Annotated in this window: 25 protein-coding genes; 8 read left to right on the forward strand and 17 right to left on the reverse strand. The window is 70.6% G+C overall.

The window, feature by feature from the left end; translation table 11 throughout:
• Positions 1-17 precede the first annotated feature (17 nt).
• From QF032_RS04035 to QF032_RS04055, 5 genes are all read left to right on the forward strand, one after another.
• On the forward strand, positions 18-1,103 hold the full coding sequence (locus QF032_RS04035; RefSeq protein ID WP_307040042.1) for a MupA/Atu3671 family FMN-dependent luciferase-like monooxygenase: 1,086 nt from the start codon (positions 18-20) through the stop codon (positions 1,101-1,103).
• Positions 1,093-2,352 carry an MFS transporter gene (locus QF032_RS04040; protein ID WP_307054920.1) on the forward strand — a complete coding sequence of 420 codons (1,260 nt, stop codon included), beginning with the start codon at positions 1,093-1,095 and terminating at the stop codon, positions 2,350-2,352. Before QF032_RS04035 ends, QF032_RS04040 begins: the two co-directional genes overlap by 11 nt.
• The gene (locus tag QF032_RS04045) at positions 2,349-3,128 is read left to right on the forward strand and encodes an aspartate/glutamate racemase family protein (protein WP_307040046.1); all 780 of its coding nucleotides are present in this window, start codon (positions 2,349-2,351) and stop codon (positions 3,126-3,128) included. The genes QF032_RS04040 and QF032_RS04045 overlap by 4 nt, the downstream gene beginning before the upstream one ends.
• Positions 3,125-4,417, forward strand: a complete 1,293-nt coding sequence (locus QF032_RS04050; protein WP_307054922.1) for an ATP-grasp domain-containing protein — start codon at positions 3,125-3,127, stop codon at positions 4,415-4,417. Before QF032_RS04045 ends, QF032_RS04050 begins: the two co-directional genes overlap by 4 nt.
• 185 nt (positions 4,418-4,602) lie before the next feature.
• Positions 4,603-5,802, forward strand: a complete 1,200-nt coding sequence (locus QF032_RS04055; RefSeq protein WP_307054924.1) for a threonine aldolase family protein — start codon at positions 4,603-4,605, stop codon at positions 5,800-5,802.
• 6 nt (positions 5,803-5,808) lie between these two features.
• Here the strand turns inward: QF032_RS04055 and QF032_RS04060 are convergent, their stop codons facing one another.
• Together QF032_RS04060 and QF032_RS04065 are read right to left on the reverse strand one after the other, a co-directional pair.
• The gene (locus QF032_RS04060; protein ID WP_373430290.1) at positions 5,809-6,213 is read right to left on the reverse strand and encodes a pyridoxamine 5'-phosphate oxidase family protein; all 405 of its coding nucleotides are present in this window, start codon (positions 6,211-6,213) and stop codon (positions 5,809-5,811) included.
• The gene (locus QF032_RS04065) at positions 6,210-6,905 is read right to left on the reverse strand and encodes an NAD(P)-dependent oxidoreductase (protein ID WP_307040054.1); all 696 of its coding nucleotides are present in this window, start codon (positions 6,903-6,905) and stop codon (positions 6,210-6,212) included. Before QF032_RS04065 ends, QF032_RS04060 begins: the two co-directional genes overlap by 4 nt.
• A 75-nt stretch (positions 6,906-6,980) precedes the next feature.
• On the opposite strand from QF032_RS04065, the gene QF032_RS04070 reads away from it, so the two are divergent.
• Both QF032_RS04070 and QF032_RS04075 read left to right on the forward strand, forming a co-directional pair.
• On the forward strand, positions 6,981-7,607 hold the full coding sequence (locus tag QF032_RS04070; protein WP_307040056.1) for a TetR family transcriptional regulator: 627 nt from the start codon (positions 6,981-6,983) through the stop codon (positions 7,605-7,607).
• Between the two features lie 125 nt (positions 7,608-7,732).
• On the forward strand, positions 7,733-7,981 hold the full coding sequence (locus QF032_RS04075; RefSeq protein WP_307040058.1) for a hypothetical protein: 249 nt from the start codon (positions 7,733-7,735) through the stop codon (positions 7,979-7,981).
• Between the two features lie 117 nt (positions 7,982-8,098).
• On the opposite strand, the gene QF032_RS04080 is transcribed toward QF032_RS04075, so the two are convergent.
• The 15 genes from QF032_RS04080 to solA form a co-directional block, all read right to left on the reverse strand.
• Complete coding sequence (locus tag QF032_RS04080; RefSeq protein ID WP_306954820.1) at positions 8,099-8,308, reverse strand: DUF6243 family protein; 210 nt, start codon at positions 8,306-8,308, stop codon at positions 8,099-8,101.
• A gap of 604 nt (positions 8,309-8,912) precedes the next feature.
• A complete protein-coding gene (locus QF032_RS04085; RefSeq protein WP_307054926.1) occupies positions 8,913-9,593 on the reverse strand; it encodes a peptidylprolyl isomerase in 681 nt (226 codons plus the stop codon).
• Positions 9,594-9,941: 348 nt separating this feature from the next.
• Positions 9,942-11,351 carry an aspartate ammonia-lyase gene (aspA, locus tag QF032_RS04090; protein ID WP_307054928.1) on the reverse strand — a complete coding sequence of 470 codons (1,410 nt, stop codon included), beginning with the start codon at positions 11,349-11,351 and terminating at the stop codon, positions 9,942-9,944.
• A 179-nt stretch (positions 11,352-11,530) separates the two neighbouring features.
• On the reverse strand, positions 11,531-12,814 hold the full coding sequence (locus QF032_RS04095; protein ID WP_307054930.1) for an NAD(P)/FAD-dependent oxidoreductase: 1,284 nt from the start codon (positions 12,812-12,814) through the stop codon (positions 11,531-11,533).
• Positions 12,815-12,864: 50 nt separating this feature from the next.
• Complete coding sequence (locus tag QF032_RS04100) at positions 12,865-13,530, reverse strand: haloacid dehalogenase type II (RefSeq protein ID WP_307040064.1); 666 nt, start codon at positions 13,528-13,530, stop codon at positions 12,865-12,867.
• A 42-nt stretch (positions 13,531-13,572) separates the two neighbouring features.
• On the reverse strand, positions 13,573-14,511 hold the full coding sequence (locus QF032_RS04105) for an aldo/keto reductase (RefSeq protein ID WP_307040066.1): 939 nt from the start codon (positions 14,509-14,511) through the stop codon (positions 13,573-13,575).
• The gene (locus tag QF032_RS04110; RefSeq protein WP_307040068.1) at positions 14,508-15,962 is read right to left on the reverse strand and encodes an aldehyde dehydrogenase family protein; all 1,455 of its coding nucleotides are present in this window, start codon (positions 15,960-15,962) and stop codon (positions 14,508-14,510) included. The genes QF032_RS04105 and QF032_RS04110 overlap by 4 nt, the downstream gene beginning before the upstream one ends.
• A complete protein-coding gene (locus QF032_RS04115; RefSeq protein WP_307040069.1) occupies positions 15,959-16,912 on the reverse strand; it encodes a succinylglutamate desuccinylase/aspartoacylase family protein in 954 nt (317 codons plus the stop codon). Before QF032_RS04115 ends, QF032_RS04110 begins: the two co-directional genes overlap by 4 nt.
• Before the next feature lie 38 nt (positions 16,913-16,950).
• Positions 16,951-18,354 carry an aminotransferase class III-fold pyridoxal phosphate-dependent enzyme gene (locus QF032_RS04120; protein ID WP_307040070.1) on the reverse strand — a complete coding sequence of 468 codons (1,404 nt, stop codon included), beginning with the start codon at positions 18,352-18,354 and terminating at the stop codon, positions 16,951-16,953.
• The gene (locus tag QF032_RS04125; RefSeq protein ID WP_307040071.1) at positions 18,351-19,220 is read right to left on the reverse strand and encodes an ABC transporter permease; all 870 of its coding nucleotides are present in this window, start codon (positions 19,218-19,220) and stop codon (positions 18,351-18,353) included. The genes QF032_RS04120 and QF032_RS04125 overlap by 4 nt, the downstream gene beginning before the upstream one ends.
• On the reverse strand, positions 19,217-20,155 hold the full coding sequence (locus QF032_RS04130; RefSeq protein WP_307040072.1) for an ABC transporter permease: 939 nt from the start codon (positions 20,153-20,155) through the stop codon (positions 19,217-19,219). Before QF032_RS04130 ends, QF032_RS04125 begins: the two co-directional genes overlap by 4 nt.
• Positions 20,152-21,291 carry an ABC transporter ATP-binding protein gene (locus QF032_RS04135; RefSeq protein WP_307040073.1) on the reverse strand — a complete coding sequence of 380 codons (1,140 nt, stop codon included), beginning with the start codon at positions 21,289-21,291 and terminating at the stop codon, positions 20,152-20,154. Before QF032_RS04135 ends, QF032_RS04130 begins: the two co-directional genes overlap by 4 nt.
• Positions 21,284-22,387: an ABC transporter substrate-binding protein gene (locus QF032_RS04140; RefSeq protein ID WP_307054932.1), complete on the reverse strand. Its 1,104-nt coding sequence runs from the start codon at positions 22,385-22,387 to the stop codon at positions 21,284-21,286. Before QF032_RS04140 ends, QF032_RS04135 begins: the two co-directional genes overlap by 8 nt.
• Before the next feature lie 108 nt (positions 22,388-22,495).
• Positions 22,496-23,482, reverse strand: coding sequence for a succinylglutamate desuccinylase/aspartoacylase family protein (locus QF032_RS04145; protein WP_307054933.1), 987 nt, complete (start codon positions 23,480-23,482; stop codon positions 22,496-22,498).
• 5 nt (positions 23,483-23,487) lie between these two features.
• Positions 23,488-24,624 (reverse strand): N-methyl-L-tryptophan oxidase, encoded by a 1,137-nt coding sequence (solA, locus tag QF032_RS04150; protein WP_307040079.1) that lies wholly within the window; start codon positions 24,622-24,624, stop codon positions 23,488-23,490.
• Positions 24,625-24,905: 281 nt separating this feature from the next.
• Between solA and QF032_RS04155 the strand changes: the two genes are divergently transcribed.
• Positions 24,906-25,652 carry an IclR family transcriptional regulator gene (locus tag QF032_RS04155; protein ID WP_307060154.1) on the forward strand — a complete coding sequence of 249 codons (747 nt, stop codon included), beginning with the start codon at positions 24,906-24,908 and terminating at the stop codon, positions 25,650-25,652.
• Positions 25,653-25,827 lie beyond the last annotated feature (175 nt).

Raw genomic sequence — 25,827 nt, forward strand, 5'->3', positions numbered from 1 at the left:
AAGACAGGAGAGTCCCCTTGCGCTTCAGCGTCATGTTCTTCGCCTCCGGTGAGGCGGCCCCGCAGGAGACCTGCCGGACGGTGCTGGAGACCAGCCGTCTGGCCGACCGACACGGCCTGGACGCGGTGTGGACTCCCGAACGGCACTTCGACCAGTTCGGCAGCGTGTTCCCCAACCCGGCGCTCACCAGCGCCGCGCTGGCCACCGCGACCGAACACATCCAGTTGCGGGCCGGCAGCCTCATCTCTCCGCTGCACCACACGGTGCGCATCGCCGAGGACTGGTCCGTCGTCGACAACTGGTCGTCCGGCCGTGCGGCGGTCTCCTTCGGCTCCGGCTGGAACGCGAACGACTTCGTGCTGGCCCCCGACGCCTACGAGTCGCGGCACCAGGTCATGCTGGAGCAGATCGACACTGTGCGCGCCCTGTGGCGAGGCGAGGACGTCGAACTCCCCAACGGCACCGGGCAGCCCTTCGCGGCGCGCCTGCACCCCCGGCCCGTCCAGCCGGAACTACCGATCTGGATCACCTCGTCGGGGAACCCGCGGACCTTCCAGGACGCCGGGGCCCGCGGCCTCAACGTGCTGACCCACCTGATCGGCCAGAACCTGGACCAGCTCGCCGAGAAGGTGGCCCTTTACCGCAAGGCCCGCGCGGACGCCGGCTTCGACCCGGCCACCGGAACGGTCTCCCTGATGCTGCACACCCACCTGGACGACGACCCGGCGGCCGCCGAGGCCCGCAGCCGCGCACCGTTCCGCGACTATCTGCGCTCCGCGGTGAAGCTGGAGCTCCGGGCCGCCCAGGGCGGCGGCACCATCAGCGGCGGGCACGTCCTGCCCGACGACGAGATCCCCGAGGACCTCCTCGACGAGTTGCTGGACGCGACCTACGAGCGCTATCTGCAGGGCGGCTCCCTGATCGGCTCCCCGGACACCTGCCGGGGCACGGCTGACCGGGTGGCGGCGGCGGGTGTCGACGACATCGCCTGTCTGCTGGACTTCGGCGTGCCCAGCGAGCGGATCCCCGCGGTGATCCCGCTGATCGCCGCGCTCGCCGGCGCGAGCGGCCCCGGACGTGAGGTCGTCGAGAGTGAGCACTGACCTCGCCCTGTGGACACGTCTGCGCGATGTGCTGATGCTGCAACGGCGTGAGACCAGACTGCTCCTGGCGAGTGTGACCGCCGACTCCTTCGGCACCGGCATCTTCACGGCGACCTCGGTCCTGTTCTTCACCACCGTCCGGGGCTTCAGCGTGTCCGCCGTCGGCCTGGCGATCTCCCTGGGCAGCCTCTGCGCGTTCTTCCTCGGCCCCCGCATCGGCGCCCTCGCGGACCGGGTCGGGCCGCAGAAGAGCCTCATCGTGCTGTTCGGCATACGCGCCGTGGGCTACGGCCTGTACCTGCTCGCCGAGCAGTACTGGCTGTTCGTGATGCTCGCCTGCGTCGTGACGACGGCCGACCGGGCCAGCCCTGCCATCAACCAGGCCCTGATGGGCCGGCTGTTCGAGGCCAAGGACCGGGCGACGATCCTGGGCACCGTGTTCTCGGCGCGCAACGGGGCGATCGTGCTCGGGTCGCTGGCCGCCACCCTGCCCGTCGTCACCGGCTCCAGCGCCCTGTACCTGGTGGGGATCGGGGTCAACGCCGCGTCCTTCATCGTCGCCGCGCTCCTCGTGGGCCGGCTGCACGTCCCGAAGGCGGAGCCCGCGGCCGCCGGCGGGGACAAGGAACGCCGCGGCGAGGCCTCCCCCCTGCGCGACCGGCGGTACCTGGCCATCACGGTCGTCAACGGCGTGGCCCAGACGCACAACACGATCCTGTCCCTGGTGCTGCCCCTGTGGATCGTCCACGCCACCAGCTCGCCCAAGTGGAGCCTCACCGCGCTGCTCGCCCTCAACGGCGCGCTGGCCATGGCGGCTCAGGTGCCGGTGAACCGGATGTTCGCCGACTTCTCCGCCGCCCTGCGCGCGTCGGCGCTCGGCGGTGTCGCCGTCTGCGCCGCGTGCCTCGCCTACGCCGGGGCCGGGGCGGTGGGCGACGCCTGGGTGGCGCTCGCGATCCTCGTGGTCGCCATGCTCGCCCACACGGCCGGGGAGAGCCTCTTCATCGCGAGCACGCCGCTGTCCTTCGAGCTCGCCCCGAAGGAGTCGCTCGGACGGTATCTGTCCTTCTACAACCTGGGCCGGGTGGGCCAGGACCTCGTCGGGCCGCTGCTGATCGTGGGGCCGCTCGTGGACCGGGGCACCCCCGTGTGGCTCCTGGTCGGCGTGGTCGTGCTGCTCGGCGGCCTCGTGCCGTGGGCCCTCCTCAAGGACGACGCGCTCGCCGCGAACGGGCGGCCGGCGCGGTGAGCGCGGTCACCTCCGGGTACCGGACCGCGACGCAGGCACCCGATCCGGCGGCGTCCGGCATCGTCGGTGTGCTCGGCGGCATGGGGCCGGCCGCCACGGCGGACTTCTTCGCGAAGCTGGTACGGGAGACGCCCGCCGTCAGTGACCAGGAGCATCTGCGGACGCTGGTGTGGTCCGACGCCACTGTGCCGGACCGCACCGACGCCATCCTGTCGGACGGGCCCAGTCCGCTGCCCCGCCTGCTCGAAGGGGTCCACCTGCTCCAGTGCGCGGGGGCCGCGATCATCGCCATGCCCTGCAGCACCGCGCATGCCTTCCTCCCGGACCTGCGGCGGGCCTCGGCGGTCCCCATCCTCAGCATGATCGACGCCAGTGTGCGCCGGCTGCGCGCTGCCGCGCCGTCGGTCTCCCGGGTGGGGCTCCTCGCCACCACCGGCACGTTGGTGACGGGCCTGTACCAGGCGGGTCTGCGCGAGCAGGGTATCGACGCGATCGTCCCCCCGCCGCTGCTTCAACAGCGGTCCGTGATGCGGGCCGTGCGGCTGATCAAGGCCGGAGAGCTGGAGGCCGCCGAGCAGGCACTGGCCCCGGCGGTCAGAAGCGTCGCCGGGGATGGAGCAGGCATGATCGTCGCAGCATGCACGGAACTCCCCCTGGTGCTCGGTCACCGGGTCGAGGACCTCCCCGTCTTCGACCCGACCACGGCACTGGCCCAGGACGCCGTGGCGCTCGCCAGGCGTCTTCCGCACCCCGACCACACGAAGGAACGACCATGAACACGCGTGTCTGTCTCGTCTCGCCCAAACCCCCGATGCTCCAGCGGGCCAGGCGGCTGAAGCTGGACGTGGTCTGCGTGTACACCCCCGAGGAGTTCCGCAAGCTCCCCGTCGACGCCGTGCACGACGAGATCTGCCTGGTGCTGCGGCACCAGTCCGACCCGCGGGAGCTGGTGGACTCCGTCCGCGCGCTGCACGACCGTACGCCGTTCTCCGCCGTGGTGACCGTTCAGGAGGAGGGCGTCATCACCACCGCCCTGCTCAACGACGCCCTGGGCCTGAACGGGGTCTCCGCCGAGACCGTGGCGCTGCTGACCGACAAGTGGCGCATGCGCCGGCACACCGCGGAGCGCGGCGTCAGCACCGTGCGCGCGGCCGTCGCGTCGAGCCTGGAGGACATCAGGGAGTTCGGTGCGGCCCAGGGATACCCGTTGATCGCCAAGCCCCTGGGCGGCTCCGCGAGCATCGGCATCCACAAGATCGACAGCGCCGAGGCGGCCGAGTCCGCGTACGCCGCGCTGAGTGGGCTCGACCTGAGGCAGTTCCTGCTGGAGGAGTACCTCGAAGGCCCGGAGATCAGCGTGGACGCTCTTTCCTTCGACGGCCGTCATGTGCCGATCACCATCGCGGACAAGATCACCGGAACGGGCTTCGTCGAGTTCGGACACGTCATTCCCGCCCAGCTGGACCCCTCCCTGGAGGAGGAGGTGTGCCGCACCGTGTCCGACTTCCTGGACGCGGTCGGCCTCCGCAACGGTCTGTCGCACACCGAACTGAAACTCACGCCGACCGGACCCCGGGTGGTGGAGAGCCACAACCGGCGCGGGGGCGACCGGATCAACACCATGACGCATGCCGTCCACGGCATCGACCTGGAGGAGGCCGGCCTCGCCTGGGCCACGGGTCTGCTCCAGCCGCTCACCGAGCGTCCCACGGCGAACGGCGGTGCGGCCGTCGTCTTCTTCGAGGCCGAGCCCGGCCGACTGGTCGCCATCGAGGGCGCCGACGAGGCGCGCGCCCACGCCGGTGTCGCCGAGTTCCACCTCAACTTCGAGGTGGGCCAGCTCATCCCGCGCGTCCGCTGGTCGCTGGACCGGGCCGGGTATGTGGTGGTGACCGCCGAGACGGCACAGGCCGCGCTGGAGTCGGCCCGGTCGCTGGCCTCCCGGGTGCGGTTCGTGACCGAGCCCGACCCGGCCGCCGAGGAGGACGGCGCGCAGGGACTTCGCCGCTACCGCGACCTCGTGGCAGAACTCAACCAGGTCCCCCACGTCGATGCCCTGACGTGACGAAGCGACCTACGAACCGGGCAGGGCGACACCCTTCGGGGGGTGCCCTGCCCGGCTCTCTTTCCTGCGCGGCCTGGAGAAGGCCCGCGCGCGGACGGAACCGGCGCCGACCTGAGCGGACCGGCGGGCCCCCGTCCCGACCACATGTCTCACACCCGTCCGACCGAAACAAGTAGGCGAGCACCATGACCGTACAGCGACGACACGACCCGGACGAGCGCGGCTTCGCCAGCGACAACTACGCGGGCGCACACCCCGAGATCCTTGCGGCGATCGCCCTGGCCAACGGCGGCCACCAGGTCAGCTACGGCGCCGACGTCTACACCGAGCGCCTCCAGGAAGTGGTGCGCGGCCACTTCGGCCCCACCGCGCACACGTATCCGGTCTTCAACGGCACCGGCGCGAACGTGGTCGCGCTGCAGACCATGCTCGACCGCTGGGACGCCGTGGTCTGCGCCGAGTCGTCCCACATCAACGTCGACGAGGGCGGGGCGCCCGAGAAGGTCGCCGGGATCAAGCTCCTGACGGTGCCCGCATGGGACGGCAAGCTCACCCCTGAGCTGATCGACCGCCAGGCATGGGGCTTCGAGGACGAGCACCGGGCCCGGCCCAGGGTCGTCTCGATCGCCCAGTCCACCGAGCTCGGCACCTGCTACACCCCGGACGAGATCCGTGCGATCTGCGACCACGCGCACGACCTCGGCATGCTCGTCTACCTGGACGGCGCCCGGCTCGCCAACGCCGCCGCCACCCTCGGCGTGTCCCTGCGCGAGATGACCACCGACACCGGCGTGGACGTCCTCTCGCTCGGCGGCACCAAGAACGGGCTGCTCTTCGGCGAGGCGGTGATCGTGCTCAACGAGGACGCGGTGCGAGGCATGGCCCACCTGCGCAAGGCGAGCATGCAGCTGGGCTCCAAGATGCGTTTCGTGTCGGTGCAGTTCGAGGCGCTGCTCGGCGGCGACCTCTGGCTGCGCTCGGCGGCCCGCTCCAACGCGATGACCCGGCGGCTGTACGAGGCGGTGCGCGAACTGCCGGGCGTGGAGATCCCCCGCCCGGTGCAGGCCAACCAGATATTCGCCGTCCTGCCGCCGGCCGTCACCGAGCGTCTCCAGAAGCGTTTCCGCTTCTACACCTGGGACGAACAGGCCGCCGAGGTCCGCTGGATGACCTCCTTCGACACCACCGAGGAGGACGTGGACACCTTCGCGGCGGCGATTGCGCAGGAGCTGGCGGCGGAGCGAGGCGAAGAGCCGGCGGGCGCTCTGACCACGGACGAGCGCGAGGAACTGGTGCGACTGCGCCGTAAGGTCCGCGACATGGAAGAGACGATCGAAGCGCTGGGGAAAGAGCCTGCCTTCTCCGCGAACCGCAAGACGAAGTAACCGGCATCAGGGATCGCGGCTCAGGACGCGGTCGACGGCGATCTCGACGACGACCAGGTCCGGCGGGGCGGGCGGGTCCGCGCCGTAGCGGTCGCTGTAGCGGCGGATCGCCTCGGCCAGCCGCGCAGGATCGTCGGTGACGGCGGCCCGGCCTTCGAGGGTGACCCAGCGGAAGCCGTCCGCCTGACAGAGCGCGACAGGAGCCGCCGGGCCGCCCGCCACCACGTTCCGGGCCTTGCGGGCTCCCGCCCGGGTGGTCACCCGGACCAGGCCGGTGGCCGCGTCGAAGGTGAAGCGGACCGGGGTGACGTGCGGGGTGCCGTCGGGGCGGAGGGTGGTGAAGGCGGCCGGGTGCGGGCTGGTGAGGAACGCCCTGGTGGCGGCCCGGAGTTCGACGATCGCCCGGCTCACTTCTTCTTCACGCCCTCGTGCCAGATCAGCTTGGCGACGTTCGGCTTCACGGCGGTGGTGATGACGCCCATGGCCGTACGGACGTACCGCCGTTCGTCCAGTTCGCGCAGCATGCTCGCGGCGAGATCGGTGCGGGCGGTGAAGACGCCGTCGGCGCTGGTCTCGGCGGTGTGATATTCCGTGACGACGGGGTGCTCGAAGAGGCCCGAGGGCCGCACGAGGGTCCAATCGAGGTCCGTCCGACGGATCAAGGCCTCCATGCGGCGCATGTCCTCGTGGAGGGTGCGGCCGAGACGTCGGTTCACCAGCGGGTCCAGGACATGGTTGAAAAGGTGCGCGCCGGTGGGTCGCCAGTTCGGGTCGGCGATGCTGGAGCTGACGGTGAGGAGCCGCTTGACGCCGTGGCGGGTCATGGCCCGGGTGATGGCCGTGGCGCTGGCCGAGTACACGGTGATGGTCTCCTTGCCGAAGCGCGCGCCCAGCGCGGACAGGACGGCGTCCGTCCCGGCGATCACGGCGTCGACGGCCGCCGGATCGGTCGCGTCGGCGACGGCCACGGCGAGGCCGGGCCGCCCGGGGAGGAGGGAGCCGGGGCGGCGAGTCACGGCGACGACCTCGTGGCCGGCGGTGAGGGCCTGATCGGTGAGGTGGCGGCCGGTCGGTCCGTTGGCGCCGAAGACTGCGATACGCATGGTGTCGGGTCATCCCTTCATGTGGTTCGCGGAACGCCTTGACTGTGCCGATCACGAAACGCAGGCTCAACGCTGATGAATAACGCCACCCCTGCTCCCGCCCGCACTAGAGGCCGCCCGCGCGGCAACCCGCCGACCCGCGAGTCGATCGTCTCGGCGGCCCGTGCGCTGTTCCTGGAGCACGGATACCGGCACACCACGGTGCGCGCGGTGGCCGCGGCCGCCGGCGTCGACCCGGCGCTGATCGCCTACCACTTCGGATCGAAGAAGGGCCTGTTCGCGGACGTGATGCAGTTCCAGTGCGCCAATGCCCTGGTGGTGGACGACGTCCTCGGCGGCGACCCGGCCACCCTCCCCGACCGCCTGATCGACGCGGTGACGGACCTGTGGGAAGACGCCGGCTTCCGCCGACTCACCCATCAGGGCGACGAGGCCGCCGAGGTGATCCGCGAATACCTGGAACGCGAGCTGCTGGCCCGGCTTGTTGAATTTCTCGGCGGCCGGGACGCGACCGCTCGCGCCACCGCCGTGGTGACGATCCTGGGCGGTCTCATCTACACCCGCTACCTCAACCCCCTCCCCACCCCCGCCGCCCTCGCCCCGTCCGAGATCCGCCGCATCCTCGTCCCGGCACTGCGCGCGGCACTGGCCCGAGGCCGCGCACCGCGGCAACCATCACCAGGCCCGCTCGGTAAGCGCTGATCACCAGCTGAACACGGTCGCGGGCGTCGAGTCTGGTCAGCAGCATCAGCTTGCCGCCGCCGCTCTCGCCGCCGCCACCCGTCTTGCCGGTGCCAGAGACGCTCCCGCCGCACACACCGCCCGACATGCGGGTGTCGACCAGCCGCCCACCGGGCCTGCCGCCGGAGGCACTCGAAGCTCTCTCCACGGCTGCCTGCACCCGCGACTCAGACTCGAAGAGGCCGCTGGCGCGCGTCGACGCCGGCCGACTCGGCGAGGCGGTGTCGCCCGGGCTGGGAACGGGGAACGCCCTGGTGGTGACGCTGCCGGTGCAGCTCGGGGTGGTGGCGGCGTCGGGGCTGCTGAATCTGCGGCTGCCCCGGTTGGTCGGCTGAGACGCGGGTGCTCGGCCGAGAGCGGGGCGGGCCGCGCCCGGTACGGCAGCAGGGCCCGGACCACGTGTCGCGGTCCGGGCCCTGCCCCGTGCGGTGCCACCCTGCGGTGGCGGTGCGTCAGCTCTGAGCGGTGTCGTCGCCCGTCTGCCCGGCGCCCTCGGCAGCGCCTGCCTTCTCGCGCATCTTGCGCACCAGCTCCGCCTTCTGGTCGGCGGCACTCTGGCGGTCGAGGTTGCGGTGCGGACCGTTGTTCTGCCGTTCGGCGCGGGACAGCTTCTTGCGCTGGCCGCCGCCCATGCCCACGGGGTTGTTGATGTTCTTGCTCACGGGTTCTCCCGGAATGTTGTGAAGTGATCTACGGATTCATCGGTGGGGGACGGGCGCGGCTACGTCGAAGGACGTCAGCAGGGGCCCGTCACGCTCTCACTCGTAAATCGGCGTCTGGAAGAACATGACCAAGACGTTACCCGGTCCCGTCGGCTCCGCACACCAAATTTCTTCGCCGTCCCGGCGCCGGCCGGGGACTCGGTGAGCGCCCGGGGGCAGCCGTTTCCCGCCAGAGCCGGCGGGGGCTCTGTATCGACATTCCTGTCATGCCCTCGCCGCGCTGAAGCGGAGCGAGGAACGCGGCCCGGCTCGCGTCCCGGGCTCACGAACACGGCTGCTTGTCGTGTGCTTCCCCAGGCCCTTCGGCGACTTGAATCATCGCAAGGCGCCCGCACGTCCATCCTGCCGAGGCCGAGCCGGACGTGCAGCGTGCCGGCCTGAACGGCGGCGGCCCGGCCTGCAAGTGAGCCGCCTCCCAGCCGACCCGGTCACCTTCTACGACCGCCTCGGCGACGGACGTCACCTGGGCGGACGTAGGCAACGGCTCCCTCACATCACCGTGAGACCGGGCACGCCGGATCCACGGTGACCGCACCGCAGTTGATCAGGGCCGGCAGGACGGCCGGACGTTGAGCAGCTCGGTCCGCAGCACGGGCGTGCCGTCGACAGGCGCCGGGTCCTGCGCAGTCGGCTCGATACCACCAGCAGCGATCTTGTCGAGGGTCTTCAGGCCGGCGGCACCGACGGTGCCGAACACCGTGTAGTTGGGTCGCAGCGCGGAGTCGCCGTAGACGACGAAGAACTGCGAACCGTTCGTGTTCGGCCCGGCGTTGGCCATCGCCAGCACACCGCGCCCGTAAAGGCGACGGACGCCGGTCGGATCGCTCGGTGCCGGCGGCAGGTCCACCGGCAGCTCGGCCTTGTACGCGTACCCCGGCCCACCCTCGCCGGTGCCGGTCGGGTCGCCACACTGCAGGACCTTCAGCGTCGGATACGCCGTCAGCCGATGGCACACCGTACGGTCGTAGAACCGGTGCCGCGCCAGGTGCACGAAGCTCTGGACCGTGCATGGCGCCTTCGCCCGGTCCAGACGCAGCGGGAGCGGGCCCTGGCTGGTCGGGACCGCCATATCGACCGTGCCGTGACCGGGGGTGTGCCGCGGGTCGGGCGGCAGGGGAACCGGCCGCGCCGCCGGCTCGTCCGGGGTCTGGGTGTACTGGCAAGGACCGTGCGTGGTGCGCGGCGGGGCATCGGAAGCGGAGGCGGGGATGCTACCCGCGGACACGACCAACGCTGCTGCCGCCGATGCGGTCATGAGAGCTCGCATCATCCTGTACACCCTCCAAAAGATCGCCGGATTTCGGAGCGGTCGCAGCTTAGAGCGCGGCCGGGCGGGCGAGAACCCGCCCGCAAGCCACATCCGCCTCCCAGCTTTCGGCCCGCGGCCGCAGGCCACTTCGCTCCCGGAACCCGGTCGAGCCTTCCGTGTCCGACGAGCTGCGCGATCTTGAGTGCTTCGGCCTCACGCCCTGAGCGTGCCGATGGCGGCCCATCGACTCCCGGCGACTCACGGCCCGACCCGAGCCCCGAGTCGGGTGCGCGGGTGCGCGGGTGCGCGGGTGCGCGGGGCATGTCAGGCCAGGGCTTGGCCTCTACCGGCCACGACCTCGGGGCAGAGCAGGTCGGCGAGCATCTCGGCCGGCAACAGGCGTCGTTCCAGGACGAGTTCGGCGACGCCGCGGCCGGTGACGAGGGCCTCCTTGGCGATCTCGGTGGCCGCCGTGTACCCGATGTGCGGGTTGAGGGCGGTCACCAGGCCGATGGAGTTCTCCACGCTCGCGCGCAGCACCTCGGTGTTGGCGGTGATGCCGTCCACACAACGCTCGGCGAGAGTCAGGCAGGCGGCGCGCAGATGGGTGATGGACTCCGACAGGGAGTGCAGGATGATCGGCTCGAAAGCGTTCAGCTGGAGCTGTCCCGCCTCCGCGGCCATGGTGATCGTGACGTCGTTGCCGATCACCTCGAAGGCGACCTGGTTGACCACCTCCGGGATCACCGGATTGACCTTGCCGGGCATGATCGACGAACCCGCCTGCACCGGCGGCAGGTTGATCTCCCCCAGGCCCGCGCGCGGCCCCGACGACAGCAACCGCAGGTCGTTGCAGCTCTTCGACAGCTTGACCGCGATCCGCTTCAGGACGCCGGACATCTGCACGAACGCGCCGCAGTCCTGGGTGGCCTCGACCAGGTTCGCCGCGGTCACCAGCGGCAACCCCGTGATCCGCGCGAGGTGGCCGCGGGCCGACTCCGCGTACCCGGCGGGCGCGTTGAGACCGGTGCCGATCGCCGTCGCCCCCAGGTTGATCTCATGGACCAGCTCGACGGCCTCGGCGAGACGGCTGCGGTCCTCGTCGACCATGACGGCATACGCGGAGAACTCCTGCCCGAGCGTCATCGGCACCGCGTCCTGCAACTGGGTACGGCCCATCTTCAGCACCTCGCGGAACTCGACGGCCTTGCGGCCGAAGGCGTCCTGGAGGACGGCCATCGCGTCGAGCAGTCCGCGCACCGCGAACACCGTCGCCACCTTGACGGCCGTCGGATACACGTCGTTGGTGGACTGGCCGAGGTTGACGTCCTCGTTGGGGTGCAGGTACCGGTACTCCCCCTTCGCGTGGCCCAACAGCTCCAGCGCCCGGTTGGCGATCACCTCGTTGGCGTTCATGTTGGTCGAGGTCCCCGCGCCGCCCTGGACGACGTCCACGACGAACTGGTCGTGCAGCTTCCCCGCGCGGATCTCACGGCACGCGGCGACGATCGCGGCCGCCTTCTCCGACTCCAGCAGACCCAGCTCCTCGTTGGCGACGGCGGCGGCCTCCTTGACCGCGGCGAGGGCCTCGACGAGATGCGAGTAGGTGGAGATCGGCGTCCCGGTGATGGGGAAGTTCTCCGTGGCGCGCAGGGTGTGCACGCCCCAGTACGCCTCGGCGGGAACGTCCCGGTCTCCGAGCAGGTCGTGTTCGCTGCGAGTGACGGCGGTCATGGCTGTGCGGACCTTCTCTGGGGGCGGTTTCAGGCATGGCGAACGGGGCGCACCGCAGTCATCGGGGCGTCAACCGCCACACGAACGTCTCAGGGGGACGCGGTGTCCCGTAACGGCGGGGGGCTTCCCGAGACCACTTCGCGGAAAGCCCCCGCAGTGTCACCTAGGTCGGCAGCGGCTCAGCGCAGGCGGTCCTTGGCCTTGTAGTAGGCGCCGCCGAACGGCAGGAACCAGGGGGTGCCGTTGTAGAAGGGGACGGGGACCTTGGGGAAGCCGAGGCCGCGCAGGGGGTTGGCCTCCGGCCTGCCGTCCATCATCTCGGCGACGGCGCGGCCCATGTAGGTGGCCATCTGGACGCCGTGGCCGCAGTAGCCCATGGAGTAGTAGAGGCCGTTGACCTCGCCCGCGTGCGGGAGGCGGTCCCAGGAGAAGCCGACCATGCCGCCCCACACGTAGTCGACGCGGACTCCCTCCAGTTGCGGGAATATCTCCGTCATCTCCTGCTTCAGGATGTCGCCGCTCCTGACGTCGGAGGCGGGGTTGGAGGGGGCGAAGCGGGCCCGGCCGCCGAAGGCGAGACGGTTGTCGGGGGTGAGGCGGAGGTAGTGGCCGACGTTCTTGGAGTCGACCACCAGGCGGGCGTTGGGAATCAGTTCCTTGGCGCGCGCCTCACCGAGCGGCTCGGTGACGATGATGAAGCTGCCGACGTTGATCAGCCGCTTGCGGAACCAGGGCAGGGCCTTGTCGGTGTAGGCGTCGGTGGCGGCCATGACCTGCTTGGCGCGGATGGTGCCGTGCAGGGTCTCGACGAGGAAGCCGCCGCCGGGAAGGCGGGTGAGGCCCGTGGCCGCGTTGCGTTCGTGGATCTGCGCGCCGGCGCGTTCGGCGGCCTCGGCCAGGCCGTGGACGTACTTGCCGACGTGCAGGGCGGCGCTGAGCGGGTCGAGCAGGGCGCCGTGGTAGTAGTCCGAGCCCAGCTCGGCCTTCAGCTCGCTGCGGGTCAGGAGCTGGGTCTCGTGGTCGAAGTTGTCGGCCAGGTCGCGCTGGGTGACCTTCATCGACTCGAAGTGCTGGGGCTTGAAGGCGACTCCGAGGCGTCCGGCGCGGTTGAAGTCGCAGTCGATCTTCTCGGTGCGGGTGAGTTCCTCAACGACGTCGACCGCCTCGCGGAACGCGTCGTAGAGCTCGCGGGCGCGCTCCTGGCCGAAGCGCTTGCGGGCCTCGCCGACACCGATGGTGATGCCCTGGGTGCACATGCTGCCGTTGCGCCCGGAAGCGCCCGAGCCGACCTTGTCCTTCTCGACGAGGACGACCCGGGCGCCCTTGCGGGCGGCGTGGTAGGCGGTGGACAGGCCGGTGAGGCCGCCGCCGATGACCACCACGTCCGCCTCGTCGGGCAGGTCCTTTCCGGACCGGTCGGGCAGGGCGGGGGCGGTGTCGAGCCAGTAGGGGATCTGCTTCATTGCGTGCGTCCTCTGTGTTCTCTGTCCTGTGTCGCCGTGTTGCCGTGCTGTCAGCAGCCGAGCAGCTTCGGCAGGCCCGACAGGTCGGTCAGCTCGTCGTAGGGCTGGTAGTCGGCGCTGCCGGGGCGGCCGTAGCGGTTGATCCACACGCGGCGCTTCAGGCCGAGGTCACGGGTGGGGATGTGGTCGTACTCCCAGCCCTGCGCGGTGTGGATGACCTGGGACGGCTCGACGCCCATGGTCTTGAAGGCGTGCTCGAAGGTCTGCCGGTCCGGCTTGTACGCGCCGGCCTGCTCGGCCGTGATGACGTAGTCGAAGTCGACGCCGATGTTCTCGACGTTCCGCGCGATCAGGTTGTCGTCGCTGTTGGTGATGATGGCGATCTCGTACTTGGTCTTCAGCGCGCGCAGAGCGTCCGGGACCTCCGGGAAGGGGCCGAAGGTGGGGACGGCCTCGACGAGAGCGTCGCCGTCGGACGTGCGGTACTCCAGGCCGTGCAGGCGCATGGCCATCCGCAGGCTGGAGTGCAGGATCTCGTGGTAGGGGCGGTATGCCTCCAGTACGGCCTGGAAGCGCATGACGCGGAAGTCGTCGAGGAACTCGTCGACGTCCAGATTGTCCAGGTCCAGCCGATCGGAGAGGACCTTGAGGGTGGTGGGGCCGAGCTGGAAGTCGACCAGGGTGCCGTAGGCGTCGAAGGTGACGATCTCTCGCATGGTGTTCAACCTCGGTTTCCGGTGTTTACAGGGGGAGGGGGGTCAGACGATCCGCTCGCCGGGGGTGACGATCGCGTCGAGTGCGGCCAGGTCGGCCGCGTCGGGGAGCCAGTCGGCCGCCGCCGCGTTGGCGGTGACCTGCTCGGGGGTCATCGCGCCGCAGATGACCGAGCCGACGGCGGGCAGGGCGGCAAGTCCGCCCACCGCGACCTGGAGGAGGGACAGGCCGCGCACGGTGGCATACGCCGTGAGCGCCTCGACCCGGTCGAGGGCCGCGTCGGTCAGCCAGCCCTGCCGCCAGGACAGGCGGCTGCCGGGCGGGGGCTGTTCGCCGCGCCGGTACTTGCCGCTGAGCAGGCCGTTGGCCAGCGGGTAGTACGGCAACAGGCCGATGCCGTGGCGCAGACAGGCCGGGATCAGGTCCGCCTCGACACTGCGGTCGAGCAGGTGGTAGCGGGCCTGGGTGCTGACGAACGCCTCGGACAGGTCCTCGGCCGGCAGGTTGGAGCAACCGATGTGGCCGATCTTGCCCTCGTCGACCAGTTCCCGCAGGGCGGTCACCGTCTCGTCGAGCGGGGTGACGCCGTCCGGCTCGTGGTACTGGAACACGTCGATCCGGTCGGTGCCCAGGCGACGCAGCGAGGCTTCGACGGCGTGGCGGATGTAGCCGCGTGCTCCTCGCGGCCCGTAAAGGTCGGCATCCCGGCCCATCTCCATGCCGAACTTGGTGGCGAGGACGACCTCGTCGCGGTGCCCCTTGAGGGCAGCCCCGAGGAGGCGTTCACCGTCCCCGCGCGAGCCGCCCTGGTCGCCGAACCCGCCGTACATGTCGGCCGTGTCGAACAGGGTGACGCCCGCGTCGAGGGCAGCGTGCACGACGGCCTTCGTGCCGTCCTCGTCGAGACGGGAGCCGAAGTTGTTGCCGCCGACACCCACCACCGAGACGGCCGGCCCGCGTTCACCGAGCGTGCGGTACCTCATGTCCGGCTCCCGAATCCGATGCAGACGTTCTTGGTCAGCGTGTAGCTGGCCAGGGCTTCGAGGCCCTTCTCCCGGCCCCAGCCGCTGTGCTTGTAGCCGCCGAAGGGCAGCTCGACGCCGGTGCCGACGCCGGTGGCGTTGACGTAGACCTGGCCGGCCCGGATCCCTTCGGCGAGGCGCATCGCCTTGTCGATGTCGCGGGTCCAGACGTAGGAGGCGAGACCGTACGGACTGTCGTTGGCGATCTCCAGAGCCTGGTCCGCGTGGTCGAAGTCGATGACGGTGATGACGGGGCCGAAGATCTCCTCGCGGGCGGCACGGGCGTCGTTCGTCAAACCGGTCAGGACGGTCGGCTCCACGTAGTACCCGTCCGCCAGCTCCGGGTCGGAGGGTGCGCCACCGCCCACGCGGACCGTCGCGCCTTCCTGCCGTGCCAGATCCAGGTAGCCCAGGACCCGGTCGCGTTGCCGGGCGGCGACCAGCGGGCCGACGTCCGGGTCCGTCAGGCCGGGGCCAACGCGCAGGCCGGCGATCTTCTCGACCAGCCGGTCCAGGAACTCCTCGGCGCCGCGCTGGAGGAGCAGCCTCGTCCCGGCCGAGCACATCTGTCCGGCGTTGCTGAACGACGCCCCGAGGATCGCGGTCAGCGCCAGGTCGAAGTCGGCGTCGGCGAAGACGACGATCGGCGACTTGCCGCCCAGCTCGGTGACCGAGGGCACCACGTTGGCGGCGGCGGCCTGGGCGACCTTGATGCCGGTGGGCACCGAGCCGGTGAAGGTGACCTGGTCGATGTCCGGGTGCCCGGCGAGGGCCGCCCCGGTCTCGCCGTCGCCGGGGACGACGTTCAGAACGCCCGGCGGAAGGCCGCACTCCAGCGCGATCCGGCCGATCTCCAACGGGGTGATCGGTGCCTCGGGAGAGGGCTTGAGCACCACCGTGCAGCCCGCGGCCAGTGCGGGGGCGGAACCGCGCGCGGTGTTCTGCAGCGGGTAGTTGAAGGGGATGATCTGCCCGGAGACGCCGATCGGCTCGCGGACGGTGTAGTCGATCAGACCGGGGCCGAGGGGAATCGTCGTGCCGCCGAGCTTGTCGGCGACGCCCGCGTAGAACTCGAAGTATCGGGCGGCGGCCTCGACATCGGCCTTCGCCTGGCTGAGCGGCTTGCCGACGTCCTGGCTCTCCAGGCGGGCCAGGCGTTCGCCCTGGTAGCGGATGGCCTCGGCGATCCGGTACAGGATCCTGCCCCGGTCGGCAGCGCGCATCCGGGCCCACTCGGGGGAGACGAAGGCCGCGCGTGCCGCCGCCACCGCCTGGTCCACGTCCGCCGCTCCGGCCAGCGCCACCTGGGCGAAGGCCGTGCCGTCCGACGGGTCGAGGACGGTGAAGGTACGGCCGTCGGCGGCGGGAACCCGTTCGCCGTCGACGAGGAGCAACCGCGTGTCGCCGCTCATGGCTGGATCTCTCCCTGCACCTCGCCGAAGATGACGACCTCGTCGCCGGGGCGGACGGTACGGATCCGGCGGACCCAGAGCACGATGCCGTCCTGCGGGGCGCGGACCTCCTCCAGCGTGTTGCCGTAGTGGTCCACGATGTGGGCGATCAGGTCGCCTTCCTTGCACGTCTCCCCCGGCTCGGCGTGTCCCAGGAAGAAGCCGCCGGCGGCGGAACGGGCGAAGGTGCCGGAGGTCGTCGTGTACTTCTCCCGCAGCTCCGCCTCGCCGTCGATCATCTTCAGCTGCCGCATGATGTTGCGGATCGAACCGATGTGCAGCTCGACGTTGGCCTCGCGGTAGGTGCCACCGCCGGCCTCGATCGTGATCGCGGGCTTGCCCGCCGCAAGAGTGGGGTGACGGACCGTGCCACCCCACTTGCCGCCCTTCCAGACCAGCTCGTGCCCGGCCGCGAGGGCGAGGTCGGTGGCCAGTTCCTCGTAGCCGCCCTGAAGGATGACGAGCGGGGCGATCTCCCCGAACGTGCCGCCGGTGTGCAGGTCCACCAAGGCGTCGATGGCCGGGACGACCTGCTCGACGAAGGTGGCCGCCAGGCGCAGGGAGTACGAGCCGTCCGCGTCACCCGGGAAGATCCGGTTGAGGTTCAGGTAGTCCAGGCCGCTCGTGCGGGCCGCCGCCTCGAAGGCCGGGGTGTTCATGCAGGGGATGCCGACGAGCGTGCCGCGCAGGGTGGCCGGGTCGACTTCGGCGAGGACGCGCCGGATGGCCTCCTGGCCGTCGTACTCGTCGCCGTGCACACCCGCGTCCACGCACAGCACCGGGCCGTCCTGGGCGCCGTTGACGACGATCAGCGGAATGCCGAGCTCCACGCCGTAGCTGCTGATGCCGACCGGGATGAGGCCCTGGGCGCGCTCGCCGGGAGCGACGGTCAGCGGACCGATGGAGTACATGAGGGTGGTTCCTTTCGCATGCGGGGCGGGTGCGGGTTTCACAGGCGGGCTGACGCCTCGGCGAGGGTCTCCGCGAGGATGTCCGCGATTCGGTCGAGGAGGTGCCGGTCGCTGATCAGCGGGGGCGCGATCTGCACCAGCGGGGCGGAGCGGTTGTAGACGCGGGCCAGGAGTCCGGCCTCGCGCAGCCGACGCGGGATGAGGTCGACGATCAGATCGGCGCGGGCCTTGTCGCTGAAGCCGCCGCCGTCGAGGTCGCCGACGAGTTCGCAGGCGTAGAAGAACCCGGCGCCCCGGACGTCACCGACGATTCTCAGCTCACCGAGGGAGGCCATGCGCGTCGCGAGGTGGTCCTGGAGACCACGGACGTTGTCCAGGATCCGGTCCCGCTCCATGATCTCCAGGCTGCGCAGGGCGATGGCCGCGCTCAGCGGGTGCCCGGCGAAGGTGTAGCCGTGGTTGAGGACCGCGCCCGGCTGATTGATGACCTCGACGACGCCGTTGCTCACCAGAGTTGCTCCCATGGGCGCGTATCCGGCGGTGATGCCCTTGGCGACGGTGACGATGTCGGGGCGGGCGCCGTAGCGGTCGCCGCCGAACCACTCCCCCAGCCGCCCGAAGGCGGTGATCACCTCGTCGGCGACGAGGAGGAAGCCGTACCGGTCGGCGAGTGCCCGGAGGCCCTGCCAGTAGCCCTGGGGCGGGGTGATGCAGCCGCCGCGGTTCTGCACCGGCTCGGCGATCAGCATCGCGATGCTCTCCGGGCCCTCCGCCAGGATCGCGGACTCCAGTTCGGCGAGCAGACGGGAGGTGTACACGTCGTCGTCGACGTACTCGGGGGCGAGGCCGAAACGGTTGGTGTTGGACACGAACCGTGTCTCGATCGCGCCCGGCCCGTAAGGTTCGCGCAGCCCGGGGTCGTCGGTCAGGGAGAGAGCCCCGATGGTCAGCCCGTGGTAGGCGCCACGACGGGAGATCGCCTTCACCCGGCCCGGTTCCCCGCGCAGGGCGTGGTAGCGGCGGGCGATCTTCCAGGCGGTCTCCACCGCTTCCGCCCCGCCGCCGGAGAAGAACGTGTGCTCGACGTCGACGGGCGCGATCCGCGAGAGCCGCTCGGCGAGTTCGATGGCGGTGGGGTGCGCGGAGGAGGACCACAGCGGGCTGAAGCACAGCTCGCGCAGCTGCTTGGCCGCCGCCTCCGCGAACTCGGGGGCGTAGGAGTAGCCGAGCTGGCAGCAGTACAGGCCGGACAGGCCGTCGATGTAGCGCCTGCCGTCTGCGTCGTCGACGTACGGACCCTCGCCGCGCTGGACGACGAAGAGGTTCTCGCCGTCCTGGCCGAGGGAGCCGTTGGGGGTCATGTTGAGCAGCAGATGTCTGGCCGCGGTGGCGGACAGTTCGCCCGCGGGTGTGCTGGTGCTGGTGCTGGTGCTGGTGGTCATGATGCGGTCTCACTTCCGGCGGGGAGGCCCAGTCCGGGTTCTGTGGGCAGCAGGCCGTCCTGCTTGCCGGAGCCGCTGAGCTTGCGGACCACGCCGACCAGGGCGAGGGCCACGACGGCGACGGCGATGAGGATCGCGCTGACGGCGGTCACCGACGGGTCGACGTTGTACTGAAGGACGTTGAACACCTGCACGGGCAGGGTCACGGTGTCCACGGAGGACAGGAACTGCGAGACGAAGAACTCGTCGAAGCTGGTGATGAAGGAGAAGATGCCGGCGGCGACCAGGCCGGGCATGGCCAGCGGGAGGGTGATCCGCCGCCAGACGGTCAGCCGGCTCGCGCCCATGCTGGCGGCCGCGTCCTCCAGCCGTTCGTCGATGCCCTTCAGGGTGGCCATGAGGATCATCACGGCGATCGGTGAGGCCAGCACGGTGTGGCCGAGAGCGATGGCGATCGGGCTGCCGAGCATCATGGCCGGCTCGAAGAGCAGGAACAGACCGAGGGCGATGACGACCTGGGGGATCACCAGCGGGGCGAGGACCAGGCCGTAGACCGCCGACCGCAGCGGCAGTTCGCTGCGGACGAGGGCGGTGGCCGCGGTCATCCCCAGGACCAGCGAGAAGACCGTGGTCATGGCCGCCACCAGAGCGCTGAGCGACAGCGCGGCGGGCCACTTGCTGCCGTCGGCGAACAGTTGCCTGTACCAGCCGAGGGTCCACGCCTCCGGTGGGAAGGAACCGAAGGCGTCCTTGCCGAAGGAGGTGACGACGATGACGATGATCGGCAGGGCCAGGAACAGCAGGATCAGCGTGGACAGGACGGCCAGGGTGATGCGTCCGGCCAGCGTGGAACGGAGCTCGATCATGACGCCGTACCCCGATTCCGAAGGGCTTCGGCCGCCGACTTCAGCAGCCTGAGCAGCAGCAGTCCGGCGAAGGTGAGGAGGAGCAGGATGATGCCGAGCGCCGAGGCGCCGTTCCACTGGTTCTGCTTCATGACCTGCTCGTCGATGAGCGAGGCGACCATGGTCTGCTTCTCGCCGCCCATGAGGGCGGGGGTGAGGTAGTAGCCGAGGCAGAGGATGAAGGACAGCACGCCCGCGTTGACCAGGCCGGGGGCGACCAGGGGGACGTAGACCCGGCGGAAGATGGTGATCCGTCCGGCGCCCATGCTGGCCGCCGCGGCAAGCAGCCGCCGGTCGATGCCGCGCATGACGGCGTACAGCAGCAGGACGGTGTACGGCAGCATCACGGCGGTGGTGCCGATGACGACGCCGATCTCGTTGTAGAGCAACTGGACGGGCGCGCCGGGGACGTGCATGTCCGTCAGGGCGTTGTTCACCACGCCGTTGTCACCGAGCAGGATGATCCAGCCGTAGGTGCGCACCAGCGCGCTGATGAAGTGCGGGACGACCACCACGAGCATCGCCAGGCCGGCCCACAGCGGCTTGAGCCGCGAGATGGCCGAGGCCAGGACGAACCCGACGACCAGCGCGAGCAGGGAGGTCTCGGCGGAGATCCGCAGGGTGGTGAGAAGAATCTCCAGGTTCGCGCCCTGGAAGGCGTCGGTGTACCAGTGGAGGGTGAAGCCGCCCTCCTCGCCCTTCAGGCTCAGCATCAGGGTGCTGAAGATCGGATAGACGAAGAGGATCAGCAGGTAGACGACGACGGGGGTGGCGTTGAGCAGTCCGAAGCGGGTGCGCCGTTCGGACAGCGCGCGGCCCAGGCCGCGCTTGCCCGGGGCGGGTGTGGGTGCGGCGGGCGCCGGGGTGGGCGCCAGTGCGGTCGCGGCCATCGTCATCCCCCGTGTTCCGTGTCCGGGAAGACGCTGACGTTCGCGGGATCCGCGGTGAGGCCGATGCGCTCGCCGAGGTCCGGGGCTCGGCCGGCGGGCAGTTCCAGCCGTACGAGTTCGGTGGCCGCCCCGCCGAGAAGGCGGACGGTGACGCGGACGAGCGTGCCGACGTAGGTGACGGTCTCGACCGTCCCGGTACAGAATCCGTCGTCGGGCGGACACAGGGCGAGCCGGCCGGGCTGGACCGCGGCGCGGACCCGGGCTCCTTCGGTCCCCGCCTGCGGGCGGGCCTTCAGAACGCCGCCGGTGTCGAGACGCACCAGGGTGTGGCCGGACGTCTGCTGCTCCACGTGGCCCGGCAGGAAGTTGGCGGCGCCGAGGAAGTCGGCGACGAACGGGGTGCGCGGGCGCTCGAAGAGCTCCTGCGGGGTGTCGAACTGGTCGATCCGCCCGTCCCGCATCACCGCGATCCGGTCGGAGAGGACGAGGGCCTCTTCCTGGTCGTGCGTCACGTAGATGACGGTCAGGCCGAGTTCCTGCTGGATACGCTTGATCTCGGTCTGGAGCTGGTCGCGCAGCTTCTTGTCGAGGGCGCCGAGCGGCTCGTCCATGAGGATGACGGGCGGGCGGTAGACCAGGGCCCGGCAGAGGGCGACGCGCTGCTGCTGGCCGCCGGACAGCTCGCGGGGGCGGCGGCGGGCCATGGCGGACAGTCCCGCCATCTCCAGCGTCTCGCCGACCCGGCGGCGCTGTTCCGCCTTGGACACACCCCGCAGTTGCAGGGGGAAGGCGACGTTCTCCCACACGGTCATGTGGGGGAAGAGCAGGTACTGCTGGAAGACGAAGCCCAGGCCGCGCTTCTGCGGGGCGAGGCGGGTCACGTCACGGCCGCCGACGACGATGTTGCCGGAGTCGGGCTCGCAGAACCCGGCGATCATCATCAGGGTGGTGGTCTTGCCGGAGCCGGAGGAACCGAGGAAGGTGACGAACTCGCCGGCCGCGATCTCCATGGAGACCTCGTCGACGGCCGTCACTCCCCCGTACGTTTTCCGAAGCCGTGTCACGGACAGGGGCTTGCCGGAACCGGTCAGGCCGGCCGCGGAGGCCAGGGACAGCTCGGGCATCACGTCGATCTCAGGCATGCGTCCACTCCTGCCAGCGCTTGGACACGGCGTCCTGGTTCTTGATCCACCACTCGACGTCCAGGTCGAAGCCCGACTCCAGGTGCTCGGGGGAGCTGGCCAGGTTCGCGGCCGTGCCGGCGGAGAGCTTCTTGTAGGCGGCCGGCACCGACGGGGCCATCGGGTAGATCTCGGCGTAGGCCGCCTGTACCTCGGGCCGCAGCGCGAAGTCGATGAGCTGGTAGGCGGCGTCGAGGTTCGCCGCGCCCTTGGGAATGCCGAGGGCGTTGCTCTGCCGGCGGGCACCGTTCCACTGGTAGGCGAGCGGGGCGCCGCCCTTGATCAGGGCGTCCAGGCGGCCATGCCACACGCTGGAGGCGTCGACCTCCTTGCGGCCCAGGAGCACGCCGGGCAGAGCACCGGTGTCCCAGAACTTGCGGACGTGGGGCTTGATCTCGCTGAGAACCTTGAAGGCGCGGTCCACATCGAGCGGGTAGAGCCTGTCCAGCGCCACGCCGTCGGCGAGGAGGGCGAACTCCAGCTCGGGCAGGTCGGCGTCCAGGGCCTGCAGGGCGCGGTTGCCGGAGAACGTCTTGGCGTCCCAGAAGTCGGCCCACGAGGCCGGCTTCCTTCCGTCGAACGCGTCGGTGCGGTACGCCATCACGCTGGCCCAGTAGTTCTTGCCGACCGCGTTGGAGGTCACCAGTGCCTTGGCGATGCCCGCGTTCTTGAAGTTCTTCAGCCGGTCGTGGTCGAGGTCCTCGGTGGCGTCCTGCTGCTTGAAGAGCACGAAGTCGGCCATGGAGTCGTCGATGACGTCGAACTGGGGGCGGCCCTGTTTGATCTGGGCGAGCATCTGGGCGTACTCGATGTTCACCACCTTGACCTGGATGCCGGTCTCCTTGGTGAACGGCTCGTAGATCGCCTGCTGGTTGGCGTCGCCGTAGGAGCCCCCGCTGTTGCGAACCACGAGGGTCTTGGAGCTCTTGCCGCCGCTGCCGACGGACCGGCTGGTGCCGGTGCCGCAGGCGCTGAGCGATGTGGCGGCGGCGACGCCTGCGGCCACGCCGCCGACTCCGCGCAGAAACCCTCTGCGGTCTATCCGGACATCTCTCACCGGGTGCCTCCTGGTGGTGCGGTACGTGAGGAAGGGGAGCGTGGGGGTGCGTGCTGGTGGGGTCTCGTTCTGGTGGTGCGGGGAGGGGACTTGCTGAGGGTGGTGGGGTCAGTGGCCGCCGGAGTCCTGGGGAGCCGGGGCGGCGATGGCGGCGAGTTCGGCGCCGGGGGCGACGGTCAGTCCGCGCATGCCGTAGAAGATCCGGCCGGTGGCCGGGGAGAGGACCTTGTGCTCCTGGCCGTCGGCCGGGTCGATGACACGGCCGAGGATCTGGCCCTCCGTCACGTAGTCGCCTGCGGCGAACTCGGGATACCACAGGCCGGTCGCCTCGGCGGTGACGCCGGCGGCCCAGACCCATGCCCGGACGGCCGTGTCGCCCTGGGGCTTGGTGTCCAGGACGCCGAGCCGACCCAGGACCCCATGCAGACCTTCGACGAGACGACGAGCGGTGTCCGCGTCGCGTTCGCCGAGCTGGCCGGTCTCCACGAGGATCGCCGGGACGCCCTGGCGGGCGGCGGCCGCGTGACTGTTGCCGCCGTCCGCGTTCATTCCGAAGATGACGTCCTCGATGCCGAGCGCGCCGGCCATGTCCGCTGTCTGTGCGTCCCGTTCGGGGTCACCGGTGAGGCGGTAACCGACGAAATCTGTCAGGACTTCGTCGATGCCGCCGGAGTGCAGGTCGACGTAGGCGTCAGCGCCGTCCACGAGGTTGGTGAACAGCCAGGCCGCGAGACGTTCGGTGGGGCTGCCGTCGGGGTCGCCGGGGAAGACGCGATTGATGTTCACGCCGTCGAGCGGGGAGACGCCGAGGCGACCCTGGTAGACGGCCGGGGGGTTGGCGACCGGGCAGACGATCACCTGACCGTGCACCTCGCCGGGCTCCAGGAGAGCGGCCAGTCGGGTGGCCGCGTCGACCCCCGTGAACTCGCCGCCGTGCACGCCCGCGGTGATCAGCACGCGAAGGCCGGGGTGGGCGCCGTTGACCAGGGTCAGCGGGATGTCCACGGTGAGGGTGCCGAGGTCGGCCGGGACGGTGCCGCGGGTCTTGGTCCCGGGCTCGGCGTGCAGGACGCCGACGGACAGGGTGGCGGTCATGGTCGTCACGCCTCCGCTCGGTCGAGGGTGGAGATGAAGTCGATGGGCCGGGGCGAGCTGCCGTCCAGCGCGAGGTCGGCGGCGATGTCGCCGAAGGCGGGCGAGAGCTTGAAGCCGTGTCCGGAGAACCCGGCGAGCAGGACGACGTTCTCCGCGCCCGGCAGCGGCCCGACCAGGGGGCGGCTGCTCTCGGTGTAGCCCTCCATGTAGACGGAGAGCCGGGTCGGATCGGGGTTCAGGTCCGGCATGTGACGCTCGATCAGTTCCGTGAAGATCTCCAGTTCCTCCGGGGCCACCTCTCGGTCGAGCCGGTTCGGGTCACCGGCCGGGCGGTGCAGGGCGCGGGAGAGACCGAGCTTGACGGAGACGCCGTCCGGGGAGGGCAGGCCGTAGCAGTGGGTGGGCGCCGTGCGGATGAAGGCGGGGCGCTCCTCGCCGAACCAGACGTCGGTGGTGGGCACGTACCAGGCGCTGATGAGGCGGCGGATGTCCACCTCCCAGGGCAGTTCGGGGAGCAGGTCGTTGACCCAGGGGCCGACCGTGACGACTGCGGTGTCGAAGCGCTCGCTGCCGGCGTCGGTGCGGATCTCGACGCCGTTCGCGACGGGGACGATCTCGCGGACCGTGGTGTAGCGGTGGATACGGGCGCCGAGCTCCTCGGCGCGGCGGGCGGCGGTCTGGATCGTCAGCTCGGGGCGGATGAAGCCGGCGCGGCGGTCGAGCACGGCCGCGTCGCCGTCCTCGATCCGGAACTGCGGGAAGCGCTTGGCGAGCAGCTCGGCGTCGAGGACCTCGTGGTCGAGGCCGTGCTCGGCGATCGACTCGAGGACCGTGGCCATCTGGTGGTGATCGGTCGGCCCCATGAGCAGGCAGCCGGTCAGGCGGCGCAGCTCACGGCCGGTCTCCTGCTGAAGCTGCTCCCAGAGGGCGTCGGCGTGCTGGAGCAGCGGCACGTACCGGGAGTCCTCGAAGTGGGCGCTGCGGAAGATCCGGGTCTCGCCGCCGGCCGCGCTGCGGTCGTGGCCCGGGGCGAAGCGGTCGTAGCCGACCACCTCGGCTCCACGGGCGGCCAGGCGCCAGGCTGCCTGGCTGCCCATCGTTCCGACGCCGACGACGGCGACGCGCTTCCTGGCAGCTGACACAGGGCTTTCCTTTCGTATCGCCGCGGCGCATGCTGAGCCCCCGGCGTGAGGCTGATCGATTCGAGGCGGTTTGGACGGGGCCGGGCCCTTCGGCGGGACCACAGCTCGCAATCGTCCGTATCTCGTAGCTCCGGCTCACTTTCGCGGGGGATCCCCCGATGCCGTGCCACATTGTGGAATGCCGTGCTAGAATCTGGCACGAGAATGACAGCGGCGGAGAGGGGAGTCAAGAGGGTGTCCGCAAAGAATTCCGAGGATTAACGGGGGGAAACCGGATGGAAATGAAGAGCGTCACCAGATCGCTGCGCATCCTGGAGGCGGTCGCCCAGCATCAGCCGGTGACCGTTGGCGAGCTGACCAAGATCTTCGGCCTGCCGAAGTCGACCGTGCAGCGCACGCTGGTCACACTGGCGGAGGCCGGCTGGCTACGAGCCAGCCGGAAGGACACCACGCGCTGGGAGGTCGGCGCCCGGGTGCTGGCCGTACGCCCCGCCGCCCTCCAGGGATCCAGCCTGTTCGCCGCCGCTCGCGACCCCATGGTGCAGCTGCGGGACAAGGTCAACGAGACCATCCACCTGTCGGTGCCGGACGCACTCCAGTGCATGGTCGTGGTGGACCGCGTCGACTGCGACCACCCCGTACGAACCTTCCACGCCATCGGCGACACCTCACCCCTGCACGCCACCGCCACCGGGCGTGCGGTCCTCGCCAACCTGCCGAAGCAGGACATCGAGGAGCTCATCGCCCAGGGCCTGGAGCGCTACAGCGAGACGACACCCGCCGACCCCGAGGACCTGCGCGCCGAGCTGCGGCAGATCCGCACAGACGGCTACGCGGTCAACCGCAACCAATACCGGCCTGGAGTCTGCGCCATCGCCGCGCCGATCCTCGACGAGGACGGCACGCCGCTGGCCACCGTGGCCATCTCCATGCCCGATTCGCGGTACGACGCCGACGAGCTGCCCGAGTGGGGCCGCCTGGTCGCCGACACGGCCGCGGAGATCACGGGGCGCCGCTTGGGCGCCTGAGCTGTCACGGCGGCCCGCCTTCGGCCCCGCATCACCGAGGGTCGACTCCCCCCGCACGGGAGCCGACCCTCGGTTCGCTTCGCGGCAGGACCGACCTTGCGCCCGGCCGGGGGAGGGCGCCGGGTGCAGGGCGGCCACCTCACGCGGCGGCGCGGTACGGCACGTTCAGGGCGCG

Origin of the sequence: Streptomyces achromogenes (assembly GCF_030816715.1) — a bacterium.
Taxonomy (GTDB): Bacteria; Actinomycetota; Actinomycetes; order Streptomycetales; family Streptomycetaceae; genus Streptomyces; species Streptomyces achromogenes_A.